The 15,012-nt window shown below is 64.8% G+C and carries 13 protein-coding genes; 3 read left to right on the top strand and 10 right to left on the bottom strand.

All coding sequences use genetic code 11. From position 1 onward, the window contains the following. Positions 1 to 63: 63 nt before the first annotated feature. The 7 genes from ACSQ86_RS18765 to bfr all read right to left on the bottom strand — a co-directional run bounded on the left by ACSQ86_RS18765 (position 64) and on the right by bfr (position 7,573). On the bottom strand, positions 64 to 2,352 hold the full coding sequence (locus ACSQ86_RS18765) for a catecholate siderophore receptor Fiu (protein WP_436309396.1): 2,289 nt from the start codon (positions 2,350 to 2,352) through the stop codon (positions 64 to 66). A gap of 223 nt (positions 2,353 to 2,575) precedes the next feature. Next, positions 2,576 to 3,937, bottom strand: a complete 1,362-nt coding sequence (locus ACSQ86_RS18760) for a sulfite reductase subunit alpha (RefSeq protein WP_436309395.1) — start codon at positions 3,935 to 3,937, stop codon at positions 2,576 to 2,578. Then, on the bottom strand, positions 3,934 to 4,836 hold the full coding sequence (locus ACSQ86_RS18755) for an FAD:protein FMN transferase (protein WP_436309394.1): 903 nt from the start codon (positions 4,834 to 4,836) through the stop codon (positions 3,934 to 3,936). Before ACSQ86_RS18755 ends, ACSQ86_RS18760 begins: the two co-directional genes overlap by 4 nt. A 125-nt stretch (positions 4,837 to 4,961) precedes the next feature. Continuing rightward, the gene (locus ACSQ86_RS18750; protein ID WP_093109839.1) at positions 4,962 to 5,768 is read right to left on the bottom strand and encodes a DUF4198 domain-containing protein; all 807 of its coding nucleotides are present in this window, start codon (positions 5,766 to 5,768) and stop codon (positions 4,962 to 4,964) included. Positions 5,769 to 5,803: 35 nt separating this feature from the next. After that, a complete protein-coding gene (locus tag ACSQ86_RS18745; protein ID WP_093109838.1) occupies positions 5,804 to 6,325 on the bottom strand; it encodes a DUF2271 domain-containing protein in 522 nt (173 codons plus the stop codon). 20 nt (positions 6,326 to 6,345) lie between these two features. Next, the gene (locus tag ACSQ86_RS18740) at positions 6,346 to 6,990 is read right to left on the bottom strand and encodes a PepSY-associated TM helix domain-containing protein (RefSeq protein WP_436306320.1); all 645 of its coding nucleotides are present in this window, start codon (positions 6,988 to 6,990) and stop codon (positions 6,346 to 6,348) included. A gap of 106 nt (positions 6,991 to 7,096) precedes the next feature. Further along, on the bottom strand, positions 7,097 to 7,573 hold the full coding sequence (gene bfr, locus ACSQ86_RS18735; protein ID WP_093109836.1) for a bacterioferritin: 477 nt from the start codon (positions 7,571 to 7,573) through the stop codon (positions 7,097 to 7,099). A 239-nt stretch (positions 7,574 to 7,812) separates the two neighbouring features. Between bfr and ahpC the strand changes: the two genes are divergently transcribed. Both ahpC and ahpF read left to right on the top strand, forming a co-directional pair. Further along, positions 7,813 to 8,385, top strand: a complete 573-nt coding sequence (ahpC, locus tag ACSQ86_RS18730) for an alkyl hydroperoxide reductase subunit C (protein WP_093109835.1) — start codon at positions 7,813 to 7,815, stop codon at positions 8,383 to 8,385. Positions 8,386 to 8,464: 79 nt separating this feature from the next. Continuing rightward, the gene (ahpF, locus tag ACSQ86_RS18725) at positions 8,465 to 10,042 is read left to right on the top strand and encodes an alkyl hydroperoxide reductase subunit F (protein WP_436304675.1); all 1,578 of its coding nucleotides are present in this window, start codon (positions 8,465 to 8,467) and stop codon (positions 10,040 to 10,042) included. On the opposite strand, the gene ACSQ86_RS18720 is transcribed toward ahpF, so the two are convergent. The 3 genes from ACSQ86_RS18720 to ppsR form a co-directional block, all read right to left on the bottom strand. Continuing rightward, positions 9,994 to 11,013, bottom strand: a complete 1,020-nt coding sequence (locus tag ACSQ86_RS18720) for an FUSC family protein (protein ID WP_436304674.1) — start codon at positions 11,011 to 11,013, stop codon at positions 9,994 to 9,996. The two genes, ahpF and ACSQ86_RS18720, sit on opposite strands and share 49 nt — an antisense overlap. Continuing rightward, a complete protein-coding gene (locus ACSQ86_RS18715) occupies positions 11,010 to 11,462 on the bottom strand; it encodes a MarR family winged helix-turn-helix transcriptional regulator (RefSeq protein WP_244503992.1) in 453 nt (150 codons plus the stop codon). The genes ACSQ86_RS18720 and ACSQ86_RS18715 overlap by 4 nt, the downstream gene beginning before the upstream one ends. A 62-nt stretch (positions 11,463 to 11,524) precedes the next feature. Next, positions 11,525 to 12,346, bottom strand: coding sequence for a posphoenolpyruvate synthetase regulatory kinase/phosphorylase PpsR (ppsR, locus tag ACSQ86_RS18710; protein WP_093109831.1), 822 nt, complete (start codon positions 12,344 to 12,346; stop codon positions 11,525 to 11,527). Positions 12,347 to 12,540: 194 nt separating this feature from the next. Between ppsR and ppsA the strand changes: the two genes are divergently transcribed. After that, positions 12,541 to 14,934, top strand: coding sequence for a phosphoenolpyruvate synthase (gene ppsA, locus ACSQ86_RS18705; protein ID WP_093109830.1), 2,394 nt, complete (start codon positions 12,541 to 12,543; stop codon positions 14,932 to 14,934). The last annotated feature ends 78 nt before the right edge of the window (positions 14,935 to 15,012 follow it).

Below are 15,012 nucleotides of genomic sequence, written 5' to 3'. Positions count from 1 at the left end.
GCCCCAGCGCGACGACTGGGGCTGCGAGTTTCGCAGTCCTCGAGAGTGGGATGCCGGGGCGTGTCAGAACTTGAAGTTGGCGGTCAACGTCGCGGAGCGCGGCGTCCCCACCGTCAGCCGGTTCCCTGCGTTGTTCACCCGTGCCAGATAGAACTTGTCCGTCAGGTTGTACAGGTTGAGCTGGATCGCCACGTTCTTGTTGATTTCGTAGCCGATCATCGCGTCGAAGACCGTATAGCTCGGAATGGTCGGGAAGAAGGTGGTCGGTGTCAGCGCCGCGTTCGACGTCGCCCGCGCCTGCGTGTCGACGTAACGTGCGCCTGCGCCGACGATCAGGCCCATAGGAAACTTGTAGGTCGTCCAAAGCGTGGCCGTGAGCTTCGGCGAGAAGCGAATTTGCGCGCCGTTCTGCGTGGTGCTTGTCCGCGAACCTTCCAGGATCTCGGTGTCGATGCTGGCGATGCCTGCAATGACCTGCCATGCAGGCGTGATCTGCCCGATGGCGCTCAGTTCCACGCCTTGCACGCGCGTCTTGCCGTATTGCTCGGTGTTGCCGAAGGTATCGATCTGAACCTGTTCGTTCTCGTTGGTTGTCCGGAACAGTGCGCCGGTCACCGCGAGGCGCTTGTCGAGCAGATCCCACTTGGTGCCGACCTCGGCGGTCTTCGTCTTCTGCGGATCGAGGTTCGGATTGTTGATGTTGGTGGCCGTGCCCGACAGCGCGAAGTCGGAGCCTGGCGGTTTCGCGGAAGTGGCGTAGGCGGCATAGATGCTGCCGTTGGGGGCCGGCTTGAACACCACGCCTACCTTGCCTGTGAGAAGGTTGTCGGATTTACCGAGCCGTGTTGCGAGTTGCGTCCCGTTGGCTGCAGGTGCGTCCAGGCCGGAAAAGTCGCTCTTGTAGTGCTCGTAGCGGAGACCGCCGTTGATCAGCCATTGCTCGTTGAGCTTGATGGTGTCGAAAGCGTACAGCGCGGCCGTGGTCGTCTTGCCGGCCGTGCTGGCGCCGGTCGGCAGCACCGGAACGAAGGCGCGGTTGACATTGGGGGCGTAGAGGTTGTTGTAGGCAAGAAGCGAAGTGCCCGAGCGCACGCCGTTGAGCGCGTTGATCTGGGCCGCCACGGCGGTGTTGTCCTGCTCTTCGCGGCCCAATTCGACGCCGGCGCTGATGGAGTGCTTCAAGCCGCCCAGGGTCAGGTCCGCCGTGATGTTCGTCTGGTTCGCAAAGATCTCGTTGTCTTGAAGCTTGCCCTGCGGCGTCGTGCGCACCGACCAGCCGAGCGGATTGAACACGTTCGGGACGAGCAGCCCGTTGCTGAACACGCCCGTGAGTACCAGGTCCTGCTTGGTGCGGCCCCAGCGGGAGATGTTGCGGATGGTCACGCCGGGCGCAATATCGTGTTCGATGCGCGCCGTGAACATGTCGGCCTTCACGTCGTCATGGTCTGACAGAAAGCCGTAGTAGTTGTTGGTGTCGACCCGGGGCCCGTTGCCGCCGATGCGCGCCAGATCGGCAAGGTAGTAGCCTTCGAGGCCGACCACTGGAATACCGCCGTCAGGGCGATTCTTCTGATCCATGTGCAGATAGGACAGGTAGATGCGCGTCGGCGTACCGAGGCCGATGGCGAGCGAGGGCGCGATGCCCGATCGATTGTTTTCGACCAGGTCCCGTCCCGGCACGCCGCCGTCCTGCACCATGGCATTCAGACGAAATGCCACGGAACCAGTTTCGTTCAGCGCCCGGTTGAGGTCGACCGTCGCCCGCTTCTGGCTGGCGGAGCCCAGGCTCACGCTGCCGGCGAAGAAGTTCTCGGCGGTGGGTACTTTGGATACGAGATTGATGTAGCCGGTCGGCGATCCGCGGCCAATGTCGGCGCCCGCCGGGCCTTTGACGACCTCGACCTGCTCGATATTGAACATGTCGCGCGAGACGGTGCCCACGTCGCGGATGCCGTCTACGAAGATGCTGCCCGAGGTGTCGAAGCCGCGCATGAACACGGCGTCGCCTGTGGACGTGTTGCCGTTTTCCCCCATCTGGAAGGTAATGCCGGGCGTATTGCGCAGCGCCTCGGTCAGCGTCGTCGCGCCCTGGTCCTGCAGGACCTCCTTCTTGATGACGGTGATGGTTTGCGGCGTATCCACCAGGGGCTGGGTGAACTTGGGCGATGAAGACGTTTCGGGCTTGTAGCCATCGGCCGTCGCTTCGATCTTGACTTCGCGCAACGTATTCGCCGTGTTGGTCTGCGCCGCTACGGGCATCGATATCGCGATCAGGGTTGCGGCTGCTGCGCCAGTCAACTGGGGTGACGGTGCACGCCCGACGGCGTGCTTGCGGCTCTTGATGTAGGCCATGAAGGGTTCTCCGGGAAGGACGGCATGTGAGAACTCGACTGGCGGGTCCGAGCGCGCTCCTCCAAGAGGCGGCGGGATTGGCTGGGTGAGCTGAGTTGCGGCTGCGCGAACTCGAAGCGAATGATAATTAATCTCAATACGTTTGTTTACGTATTTCCAAAATTGAGACTAAGTGCCGCTGTGTTTGTTGCCAGTTAGCAACTGGCCTGCAGGCGCCAAAGCGTCAATAGACGTCGCGTCTATAGCGGCCGGTGGCCGCGAGTTCACGCACCAGGGCTTCACCGGCGATCTGGCGCAATGCCGCGTCGACGCCGGAGGCCATTCCCTGCAGGCTGCCGCACACATACACGGCTGCGCCGCGACCGATCCACGAGAGCACTTCCTCGGAAGCCTGCAGCAAGCGGTGCTGGACATAGAGCCGGTCGGGCTGATCGCGCGAAAAGACCATGTCGAGCCGGCGCAGAACGCCTGCGGCGTTCCAAGCTTCGATTTCGGCGCGGTAGAGAAAGTCATGCCGCGCATTGCGCTCCCCGAACACCAGCCAGTTGTCGTGCTGGCGGGCGGCGGCACGGGCTCGCAGATGGCTGCGCAGGCCGGCCAGCCCGGTGCCGTTGCCGATGAGAATCAGCGGCCGCTGCGCATTGCCTTCGAGGCGGAAATTGCGGTGGGGCCGCAGGCGCAGCGCGACCGTGTCACCGATGGCCAAGGTCGAGGTCAGCAGGCCCGATGCGGCACCCAGAGTCCCGTCGGGGTGCTGTTCCTGGCGCACCAGCAACTGGAGTTCTCCGTCGGTTTGAATCGAGGAGATCGAATAGTCGCGCGGTCGACCTGGATCGCTGGCGATGGTGATCTGCGCCACGTCTCCGGACTCCCACTGTGCTGCAGTTCCCGCCGGCGCCACGAACGCCAGGTGGTACACCGGCGCGCCGGCGCTGCCCGCATTCAAGCGCTCGCGCGCTGCGAGACGCCAGGGCATGGTCCTTGCGCTGCTGTCTTCCGCCTGCGCAACTGCGTCGCCGCCGCATCGGGCTCGCCAGACGGCGAGGCTGGCCGGGTCGGTATTGTCGACTTCAAGGCGTTCGAATGTGCGTGTGGCGCCGGCCGAGTGAAGCCATTCGTCGAGCGCGCGGCCGAAGCCGCAGAAGCTTGCGTACTGGCGGTCACCCAATGCGAGCACGGCGTAGCGCAACGAGGAGAAGTCGGCAGTGCTGCCCATCACCTGCTCGGCGAACACGCTGGCGCCGTCGGGTGCGTCGCCTTCACCGTAAGTGCTGGCGATGAAGAGCGCAGAGCTTGCGCCGCGCAAGGTCTTCGTATCGGCTTCGTTGAGCGACATGACGCGGACCGGCGACCCTGCCGCGCGCAGCCAGCCTGCGGTCTGCCAGGCGATGGCTTCGGCCTGGCCGGTCTGGCTTGCGTACAGCACCAACGCGGCCTCTTCGGCGCCATTCCCCGCGAGCGCTGCGGCAGCGCGTGCCAGGACCTGATTGCGTCGGCGTTCGCGCCAGTACACCGCGAGGCACAGGCCCGCGTAGGCGCACACGGTCGAGCCGGCTGCCAGCGCGCGCACGGTGGCTTCGGTCATGCAACTTGCGCTGTCCAGGCCTCGCTGGCCAGCGCCCGGTGCCCCGCACCTTCGCGGCCAACGAACAGGGCTGCGATTCCGTGATGCTGCGCAAAGGGCAAGCCGTCGTCCGGACCGAGCACCGTGAGGACGGTGGCGAGCGCATCGGCGTGCATGCATTGGCGATGCAGCACCGTCACCGCTGTCAGCGCATGGCCGGGCGGCTCGCCGCAGCGCGGATCGAGGGTGTGCGACCAGCTTCGACCCTCGTGTTGACGCAGGTGCCAGCGGTCGCCCGAAGTGGCAACCGCCATGTCGCTGAGCGCAATGCGTGTTGCGACACCGGGCGCGGCATCGATCTGGACTTGCCAGGGCTGCCCACCGGGGCGGCGGCCGACGCCACGCAGTTCGCCGCCCACTTCAACGAGAAAATCCCCGAGCCCGAGAATTTGTAGTTCAGCTGCTACTTGGTCGACCGCAAAGCCCTTGGCGATGCCCGAGAGATCGAGCCAGACACCGCCCGGCTGCAGGATCGAATTGGTATCGGACTCGAAGGCGATGCGCTGCCAGCCGACATGCGAGCGTGCCGCCGCGAGTTCGGCGGGCGAGGGCGGCAGTGGCGATGCATTGGCGTGCGCGCCGAAACCCCAGAGCGCCACCAGCGCCCCGATGGTCGGATCGATGGCGCCGTCGCTTGCCGCAGCCCATTGCAATGCGCAGGCAAGCACCTTGCCGAATTCGGGCGCCAGTGCATGCCGGCTGCCGGCAGCAGCGCGGTTGAAGCGGCTGAGGTCCGAGTCCGATTCCCAGGTGCTCATCTGGGCGATCACCCGGTCCAGCGCAGCCTCTGCACTCGCGCGAACGGCGTCCAGAGGAATCAAGAGCGGGTTGTCGAACCTGAGCGACCAGGTCGTGCCCATGGTCCGCCCGGCAAGTTGCTGAAGACTCGCAGGATCGGCGCGACGCGGCACGGCCGCGTTGGCATAGCCACCCGTGCGCCGGACCGCGAAAGAAGGCCGCTTGTGCGGCGTGTCCCGAGACGTGTTCAGGGCATCACTTCCAAGGTGGCGGCATAGCTCAGGCGCCGCTCCTTGGCTTGCGGCACCGTGGTCTTGCCGTCCTTGGTGCTGGCTTCGAGCCAGTACATGCCGGCTTGCGGCCAAATCACGGAGAACTGGCCCTTGGCGTCGGTCTTGGCCGTGATCTCATCCACCTTGTCGCGGTAGCGCGTGTTGCCGGGCGTGACCGTCACTTCGAGGTCCTTGGCCGGTTGCCCGTCGATCTGCAGGACGAAGCTGGCCTTCTCCCCCTTCACCAGATCTGTCGGATGGGTGGTGGTCACCAGTTCCAGGCCCTTGCCGCTCGGTTTGAGCACACCGGGCTTGCCCACGGTCACGAAGGTTTCGATGCGGCCGGCCGACTGCGTTACCTCGACCTCCTGCGCATCGGCCGGGATCTGGCTGGCAATGTTCTCCGGCGTGCCGCGTGCGCGCTTGGGTTGACCGGTGGCCTTGTCCTTCCAGCGGGCAAACACGCCGCCATTGAGCACCGCGACGCGGTAGGTGCCGGGCTGCGCGAGGTTGAGGTCGAACACGCTGCGCAACTTGCCCTTGTGGATGTTCTCGGCCTTCACGGCGCTGCCGTCTGGTGCGGTCACGGCCAAGTTGTCGAGCGCCAGCGGGTTGTGATTGAAGAAGAACAAGTCGTTCGAGACGGCCGCGTCGACCGTGATCCAGTCGCCTTTCGAGAGCACGGTGCTCGAAGGCAGCAGCCACACGTTGTGCGCCTGCACGGCAGCGGCGCCGGCGGAAAGAGCAAGGGCCAGGGCGGCGGTGCGAAAAGCAAACTTCATGGTGAGACCCGATGAGGAGGATGAAAGGGGATGGATCAGGGCTTGAGCTCGAGCCGGACTTCGCCGAGCTCGCTGTTGCCGGCGACCTGGGGCTGCTCGGCTTTGGCCGGCGGCCACTGGAACGGAATGCTCACGATCTCGCGGCCGCCGACTTCGCGTGCCGCTTCGACGTACAGCTTGTAGGCGCCCGGCGCCAGCTTCGGCAGCGCGACCGAGCCTTCGGTGAAGCTGATCTGGTGCTTGCCGGCAGGGCGGGTGGCGCTGCTCACGCCGTCGACCGGCATTTGCAGCTCGCGTCCCGTGCGCCGCCACCACTGGCGCATGTCCTTGAGCCACTTGGTGCCTTCGCCTTCCGCGTTGCCCTTGTTCTTGATGTCGTACCAGACGGCCAGCGTGGTGGCGACCGACTGGTCGGCGCGCTCGATCCACGCTGCGACGTACGGGCGGTGGTATTCGGCCACCGTCAGGCGCGGCACTTCGATGTTGACCGCGAGGCCGGCTGCGAAGGCGGGCGCGCCGAAGAGCGCTGCGAGCGCGAGCGAATAGCGAACTTGCACGGGAAAACCTCTTTCCTGGATCAATGAATGAACAACAGCGCGAGCAGCACCGGCACGACCAGACCCATGCCCACCATGGGCCAGGTGAAAGGCCGGTTGCCCGCGTGCATCTTGAGAATGAACAGGCCGGTGACCGAGAACACCAGCGTGGCGGCCGCAAAAATGTCGATGAACCAGCTCCAGGCAACGCCGGTGTGGCGGCCCTTGTGCAGGTCGTTGAAATAGGAGAGCCAGCCGCGGTCCGTGCGTTCGTATTCGATCTGCCCGTCGGACAGGCTGAGCCGCAGCCAGGCGTCGCCGCCGGGGCGCGGGAGCGAGAGATAGATTTCGTCGTCGGACCACTCGGCTTCGCGGCCCGAAGTGTCGATCGCCCATTGCTTGTGCACCCAGGCCTGAAGTTCTGCCGGGAGTTCGGCCTTGCCTTTTCGCGCCTTGGCAGCCGGCAGTTGTTGCGCGAGGTGGCCGCGCAACGCGTTGTCGATAGTGCCGGTCAGGCTGCTGACCTTCGGCTTGGCTTCGATGCCGGCGGCATGATTGAGGGTGAATCCCGTGACGCTGAACAGCGCCATGCCGATCAGGCAGAGCGCCGAGCTGACCCAATGCCATTCATGCAAGGTCTTGAGCCAGTAGGCGCGGCGGCGGTTGTCGGTGGCGGCGGGGGGCATTGGAGCCCGCGATTCTAGCCTTGCAAATGAGAATGAATGCCATTTACAAGATGCGATGCGGGCAAAAAAATGCGGGCCGCAGCCCGCCTGCATGGCGCGATGCGCCTTACTCGATCTCGCCCATTTGCGACTGCAGATAGTTCTGCAGCCCGACCTTGTCGACCAGATCGATCTGGGTTTCGAGGAAGTCGATGTGCTCTTCGGTGTCGTCCAGGATCTCTTGCAGCAGGTCGCGCGAGACATAGTCGCGCACCGATTCGCAGTGGGCGATGCCGGCCTTGATGGTGGCTTGTGCGCCGGTCTCTGCGGTGAGGTCGCACTGCAGGATCTCGGGGACGTCTTCGCCGACATTGAGCTTGGCCAGATCCTGAAGATTCGGCAGGCCGTCGAGCACAAAGATGCGATCCATGAGCTTGTCGGCGTGTTTCATTTCGCCGATCGACTCCTCGTATTCCTTCTTGGCCAGCTTGTCCAGGCCCCAGTGCTTGAGCATGCGGTAGTGCAGGAAGTACTGGTTGATCGCAGTGAGCTCGTTCTTGAGCTGCGCCTGGAGATGGTCGATGACTTGAGGGTCGCCCTTCATGGTTATTCCTTGTTCTGAAACCGTCGATTGTGTGAGCCGCTCGTGACAGCACGCAAGCAAACCCATGCGCTGGCGGTCTGCATGCGTTTGATCGTGATAGGTGTTCGCATTTGGCGGTGGCCGCCGACCTCATAGGCCACCGCAATTTTTTTCATAGTTCATAACTATGAATTCGCCTTGATTGGTAGTTATACTAATCGCTCGCCACTTTCTTTCATCAGTCACCCAAGGAAAACTGAATGTCCCTGATCAACACCGAAATCATCCCGTTCAAGGCCACCGCGTACCACAACGGCAAGTTCGTTCCGGTCAGCAACGAAAACTTCAAGGGCAAGTGGTCCGTCGTGGTGTTCTACCCGGCCGACTTCACTTTCGTGTGCCCGACCGAACTGGGCGACCTGGCCGACCACTATGCTGAATTCCAGAAGCTCGGCGTCGAGGTGTATGGCGTGTCGACCGACACCCACTTCACCCACAAGGCCTGGCACGACACCTCGGAAACCATCGGCAAGGTCCAGTACCCGCTGATCGGCGACCCGAGCCAGCAACTCGCACGTGCCTTCCAGGTCCTCATCGAAGAGGGCGAAGACGCAGGCCTCGCCTATCGCGGCACCTTCGTGATCGACCCCGAAGGCAAGATCAAGACCATCGAAGTGCACGACAACGGCATCGGCCGCGACGCCGCCGAGCTGCTGCGCCGCGTGAAGGCCGCCCAGTACGTGGCTGCCCACCCCGGTGAGGTCTGCCCGGCCAAGTGGACCGAAGGCGCCGAAACGCTCAAGCCTTCCTTCGACCTCGTCGGCAAGATCTAACTCGCCGTTTGCGCCAGGCCCGGGCGCGTTTCGCTCCCGGGCTTTTTTGTTCCCCTCGTATTTTCAAAGTGAGTTCACCATGCTCGACGCCGGCACCAAGGCACAACTGAAAAGCTATCTCGACCGCATCACGCAGCCGATCGAAATCGTCGCTTCGCTCGACGACAGCAAGGCGTCGGGCGATCTGCAATCGTTGCTGAAGGACGTAGCCGACTCGTCTTCGCTGGTGAAGGTGACCGAGAGCCGCGACGACAACCATCGCAAGCCCTCGTTCTCGATCAACCGGCCGAGCCAGAGCCATGGCCCGCGCTTCGCGGGCATTCCGATGGGCCACGAATTCACCTCGCTGGTGCTCGCGTTGCTGCAGGTCGGCGGCTATCCGCCCAAGGTCGACGAAGCCGTGCTGCAGCAGATTCGCGCGCTCGACGGCGATTTCGAGTTCGAGATCTACATCTCGCTCACTTGCCACAACTGCCCGGACGTCGTGCAGGCGCTCAATCTGATGGCGGTGCAGAACCCGCGCATCAAGACCACCATGATCGACGGCTCGCTGTTCCAGGACGAGGTGAAAGAACGCCAGATCATGGCCGTGCCGACCGTGTTCCTGAACGGCACCGAATTCGGCCAGGGCCGCATGAGCCTGGAAGAAATCCTGGCCAAGATCGACACCAGCGGCGTCGAGCGCGAGGCGAAAAAGATCGCCGGCAAGGCTCCGTTCGACGTGCTCATCGTCGGCGGCGGGCCGGCCGGCGCGGCAGCGGCCGTGTATGCGGCGCGCAAGGGCATCCGCACAGGCGTGGCGTCCGAGCGCTTCGGCGGCCAGGTGCTCGACACCATGGGCATCGAGAACTTCATCTCGATCAAGGAAACCGAAGGACCCAAGTTCGCGCTGGCGCTCGAGGAGCACGTGCGCAACTACGAGGTCGACATCATGAACCTGCAGCGCGCCGCGGCGCTGGTGCCGGGCACGGATTTCATCGAGATCAAGCTCGAGAACGGTGCTTCGCTCAAGAGCCGCTCGGTCGTGATCTCGACCGGGGCGCGCTGGCGCAACATCAACGTGCCGGGCGAGCACGAGTACAAGAACAAGGGCGTGGCCTACTGCCCGCACTGCGACGGCCCGCTCTTCAAGGGCAAGCGCGTGGCCGTGATCGGCGGCGGCAATTCGGGCGTCGAAGCGGCGATCGACCTCGCCGGCATCGTGGGCCACGTGTCGCTGATCGAGTACGACACGCAACTGCGCGCCGACGCGGTGCTGCAGCGCAAGCTGAAGAGCCTGGCGAACGTCAGGATCGTCACCAACGCACAGACGACCGAGATCACCGGCGACAAGCAGAAGGTCAACGGCCTGATCTACAAGGACCGCGCGACGGGCGAGAGCCACCAGGTGGAACTCGAAGGCGTGTTCGTGCAGATCGGACTGGTGCCCAACACCGATTGGCTCAAGGGCACGGTCGAGCTCTCGAAGCACGGCGAGATCGTGGTCGACGCGAAGGGCCAGACCTCGGTGCCCGGCGTGTTCGCGGCGGGCGATGCGACGACGGTGCCGTTCAAGCAGATCATCATTGCGGCCGGCGATGGTGCGAAGGCCGCGCTCAGCGCCTTCGATCACCTGATCCGGACCTCGGCGCCGGCAGAGGAGGCCGTGGCTGCCTGAATGCGAAGGTGGGCGAGGCCCGTCAAGTCCTGCATCAGCAGGCGGGCGGCGGGTGCGATCCACGGGATCGGCGAAGAAGGCGAGGCCGGGGCGAACCGGCGCAATGCGGCAAGATCGGGTGGAGCGCCTGCTTCCAGGCTTTCTGCGCTGCTTTCGAGCGCTCGCCCCGCGGCTTGGCCGAGTGCTGTCCATGCTGCATCGTCGCGCGCGAGCGGCGCGCTCTCGGCCAGCCGAGCGAACAGGGCGGCGTCATGCGCGATGCGTGCCACGAGCTGCGCCGTCCGGGCGCAATCCTCGGCGCCGTCCTGCGCTCTGCGGCGCAGGCAGCGCCAGAGCTTCGCTTCCCGATCGGCGCCCACCGCCATCACGGCCAAGTCGCGCAATGCGAGCCGCGCTGCGCCAGCGGCGGCCTCCTTTTCTTCCGGCGTCAAAGGCGCCGGGCCGAGATCGCGTTGCACGTCGGCCGCGATGCGCCGCAAGACCGACGCACACGCCGCATCGAAGCGCGCTTGCGTGCGCGATGCCAGCCCCAGCATGGAGATCGCCACGCCCGTCGAGATCCCGATCGCAATCTCGACCACGCGCAGGCCGGCGACCTCGAGCGCCGGGTGGCCCGCGATCCCGCCGCTGGACAGCACGATCAATGCAGCGATCGGCGCGCTGCGCATCGAAGCAATCCATGCGCTCCCCAGCGCGAGCAGTGCCACGATGCCGAGCGTGGCCGCCGTCGACCCCACCCCGATGTGATGCTGCAGCCAGACACCGGCCAGTCCCAGGCCGGTACCGGCCAGCGTGCCGCGCACCCGGTCCCAGCCCGCACCGAGCGTGGAGCCCGTGGTCGGGCGCATCACGATCAAGGCGCTCATCACGGCCCAGAAGCTCTCGGGCATATGCAGGGCATCGGACGCCAGGTAGGACAGCACTACCGCGGCCGCCAGTTGAAGGCCGTGGCGCAACGTGGCGTCGTTCATGAACGGCCGACCGGGACTGTTGAAGGCTGCGCGCCCAAGCCTTCGGCCACACGGTCGATGAGCTCGCAGGCCGCGAGCAATTGCGCGCGCTCACCGGCGCTCAGCTGTGCGCCGAGCGCGGATGCAAGCGACGCCTCCCTGCGATGCACCTCGGCGGTGAGCAGATGCGCGCCTGCGGCAGTCAGGGACAGGATCGATTTGCGCGCGTCGCCCTCGTGGGCACGACGCTCCACGAGGCCATCGGTCTCGATTTCTGCGAGCAGCCTCGTCAAGGTCTGGAGCTTGACCCGCTCGTGCAGCGCCAGTTGCGTCGGCGTCAGCGGGCCGCGCCGGTACAGCTGTCCGAGCACGCTCAGCTTGGCCGAACCCGGCTGGTCTGTACTGCCCTGCGAACGAAGATGCCGTGTCAGCTGCGAAACCGCCGCGCGCAGACGCACGGCGGTGTGCATCGCATCTGCGGGAGGTTTGGGAGCCATCCGCAGATCATAAGATCAATCTTAGTAAAAGCCAATCAGTAGGTTAGCCGCTCGGGCCGCAGCTCCTGCAGGATGGTGGTCGCGATTTCCTCGATCGACTTGGTGGTGGTCGACAGCCAGCGGATGCCGGCCCGCCGCATCATCGCCTCGGCCTCGCTCACCTCATGCCGGCAATTCTCGATGCTCGCGTAGCGCGAGTTCGGGCGCCGTTCGTTGCGGATCTCGCTCAGGCGCTCGGGCTGGATCGTGAGGCCGAAGATCTTCTTGCGATGTGGCATCAGGGCTGGCGGCAACTGCCGGCGGTCGAAGTCTTCGGGGATCAGCGGGTAGTTCGCGGCCTTCAGGCCATGCTGCATGGCGAGATAGAGCGAAGTGGGCGTCTTGCCGCTGCGGCTGACGCCGACCAGGATCACGTCGGCGCCGTCGAGGTCGCGGTTGCTCTGGCCGTCGTCGTGCGCCAGGCTGAAGTCGATGGCCTGGATCCGCGCGTTGTATTCCTTGCTCTTGCTCACGTCGCTGAAGCGGCCGATGCGATGGTTCGACTTCATCGCCAGCTCGATTTCGAGCGGCCGCACGAAGGTGCCGAACATGTCGAGCAGCATGCCCTTGCAGCCGGTCTCGATCACCTCGAGCACGTCCATGTTGGCCAGCGTCGTGAAGACGATCGGCCGCAGACCCTCGATTTCGGCCGTGTGATTGATCCGCCGCACGGCCTGGTGGGCCTTGTCGACCGTGTCGGTGAAGGGCAGCCGCACGTGGCGGGGCTTCATCTCGAACTGGGCGAGGACGGCGTTACCGAAGGTTTCGGCAGTGATGCCGGTGCCGTCGGAAACGAAGAAAACGGTGCGCGTGTGCATGGTTGGCGGCCTTGTCCTGCGGCGCGCCGAAGCGGGCGGCGCCTACAATCCGGCCCATTATCGGGAATGCGCCAGCGCCGTTCCTCAATCCCAATGCCTTCTTTCATGCACACCGCCCCTGCGCCCAGAGCAAAAAGAACGATTGCGTCGCGCCGTCTGCATGTTGCCCCGGTTTTAACTTCTGGAGCTTTCCCATGTCTGCACTCTTCGAAGCGACCGCCCTGGTCGTTGCGTTTGAAAACCTGAGGATGACCGACGTCGAGTCGGTCGGCGGCAAGAACGCCAGCCTCGGCGAGATGATTTCCCAACTGCCCCAGGGGGTTCGTGTACCCACGGGGTTTGCGACCACCGCCCACGCGTTCCGGCAGTTTCTCGCCCACGACGGCTTGGCCGACCGGATCAGCGCCAAGCTCAAGAGCCTGAATACCGAGGACGTGCGCGCGCTGGCCACGGTCGGCGCCGAGATCCGCGCCATGGTCGAGGCCCAGCCTTTCCCGGCCGACCTGCAGAAGGCGATCGGCGAGGCCTTCGCCAAGCTCAGCGCGGGCAACCCCGAAGCCTCTTTTGCCGTGCGCTCGTCGGCCACCGCAGAAGACCTTCCAGACGCCTCGTTCGCGGGCCAGCAGGAGACCTTCCTCAATGTGGTGGGCATCGACGACGTGCTCCACAAGATGAAGGAGGTGTTCGCCTCCCTCTACAACGATCGCGCCATCAGCTACCGGGTTCACAAGGGTTTCGCCCATGACGTCGTGGCGCTGTCGGCCGGCGTGCAGCGCATGGTGCGCAGCGACCTGGGCGCTGCGGGCGTGATGTTCACGATCGATACCGAGTCCGGCTTCGAGGACGTGGTCTTCATCACCTCGAGCTACGGCCTGGGCGAGACGGTGGTGCAGGGCGCGGTGAATCCCGACGAGTTCTACGTGCACAAGCCCACCCTTCGAGCCGGCAAGCGCGCGGTGATCCGGCGCAACCTCGGCTCCAAGCTGATCCAGATGGAGTTCGCGAGCGCGGAGGAAAAGGCGGCCAGCGGCAAGCTGGTGAAGACCACCGACGTGCCGACCGAGCAGCGCAACCGCTATTCGCTGAGCGACGCCGATGTCGAGCAGCTTGCGAAGTACGCCTTGGTCATCGAGGAGCACTATGGCCGTCCGATGGACATCGAGTGGGGCAAGGACGGTACCGACGGCCAGCTCTACATCCTGCAGGCGCGCCCCGAAACCGTGAAGAGCCAGCAGCAGGGCAAGGCTGAGCAGCGCTACAAGCTGCTGGCCAAGGGCGCCGTGCTGGCCGAGGGGCGCGCCATCGGGCAGAAGATCGGCACCGGTCCGGTGCGCCTGGTTCACAGCATCAGCGAGATGGACAAGGTCCAGCCCGGCGATGTGCTGGTAACCGACATGACCGACCCGAACTGGGAACCGGTGATGAAGCGCGCTGCCGCGATCGTCACCAACCGCGGCGGCCGCACCTGCCATGCGGCGATCATCGCGCGCGAACTCGGCATTCCGGCCGTGGTCGGCTGCGGCGATGCCACCGACCTGCTGAAGGACGGCACCCTGGTCACGGTGAGCTGCGCCGAAGGCGATACCGGCTTCATCTACGACGGCCTGCTGGAAACCGAAGTCACTGAAGTCCAGCGCGGCGAAATGCCCGAGATCGACATCAAGCTCATGATGAACGTGGGCAATCCGCAGCTCGCCTTCGACTTTGCCCAGTTGCCGAACCACGGGGTCGGCCTGGCGCGGCTCGAATTCATCATCAACAACAACATCGGGGTCCATCCCAAGGCGATCCTCGACTACCCGAATGTCGATGCGGACCTCAAGAAGGCCGTCGAATCGGTGGCGCGCGGCCATGCCTCGCCGCGCGCCTTCTACGTCGACAAGGTCGCCGAAGGCATCGCCACCATCGGCGCCGCGTTCTGGCCCAAGCAGGTGATCGTGCGCCTGTCCGACTTCAAGTCCAACGAATACCGCAAGCTGATCGGCGGCAGCCGCTACGAGCCGGAGGAAGAAAACCCGATGCTCGGCTTCCGTGGCGCGGCGCGCTACCTGAGCGCGGACTTCGGCGAAGCCTTTGCCATGGAATGCGAGGCGCTCAAGCGCGTGCGCAACGAGATGGGCCTGACCAACGTGCAGATCATGGTGCCCTTCGTGCGCACCCTGGGCCAGGCCGAGCGCGTCACGGGATTGCTGGGCGAGCATGGCCTGAAGCGCGGAGAGAACGAACTCAAGCTGATCATGATGTGCGAGGTGCCGAGCAATGCGATCCTGCCCGAGGAGTTCTTGAAGTACTTCGACGGCTTCTCGATCGGATCGAACGACCTGACGCAGCTCACTCTGGGTCTCGACCGCGATTCCGGTCTCGAACTGCTGGCGGCCGACTTCGACGAGCGCGACCCCGCAGTCAAGGCCTTGCTGAGCCGCGTGATCAAGGCCTGCAAGGCCCAGGGCAAGTACGTGGGGATCTGCGGGCAGGGGCCCAGCGACCATCCCGACTTCGCGCTCTGGCTGGCGGAAGAGGGCATCGAGTCGATCTCCCTGAACCCGGACAGTGTGATCGACACCTGGCAGCAACTGGCGCAACGCTGAAGCTCGAAGCTCGAAGCTCGAAGCTCGAAGCGCGGCGGGCGGCCTGTCACCGCCGCGCTACAAATTTCGTCACACCCG

It is taken from the genome of Variovorax sp. LjRoot130 (genome assembly GCF_964253755.1).
Classification (GTDB): Bacteria; Pseudomonadota; Gammaproteobacteria; order Burkholderiales; family Burkholderiaceae_C; genus Variovorax.
Note: the sequence above shows the minus strand (reverse complement) of the source record. Positions and strands in the feature narration are given on the sequence as shown.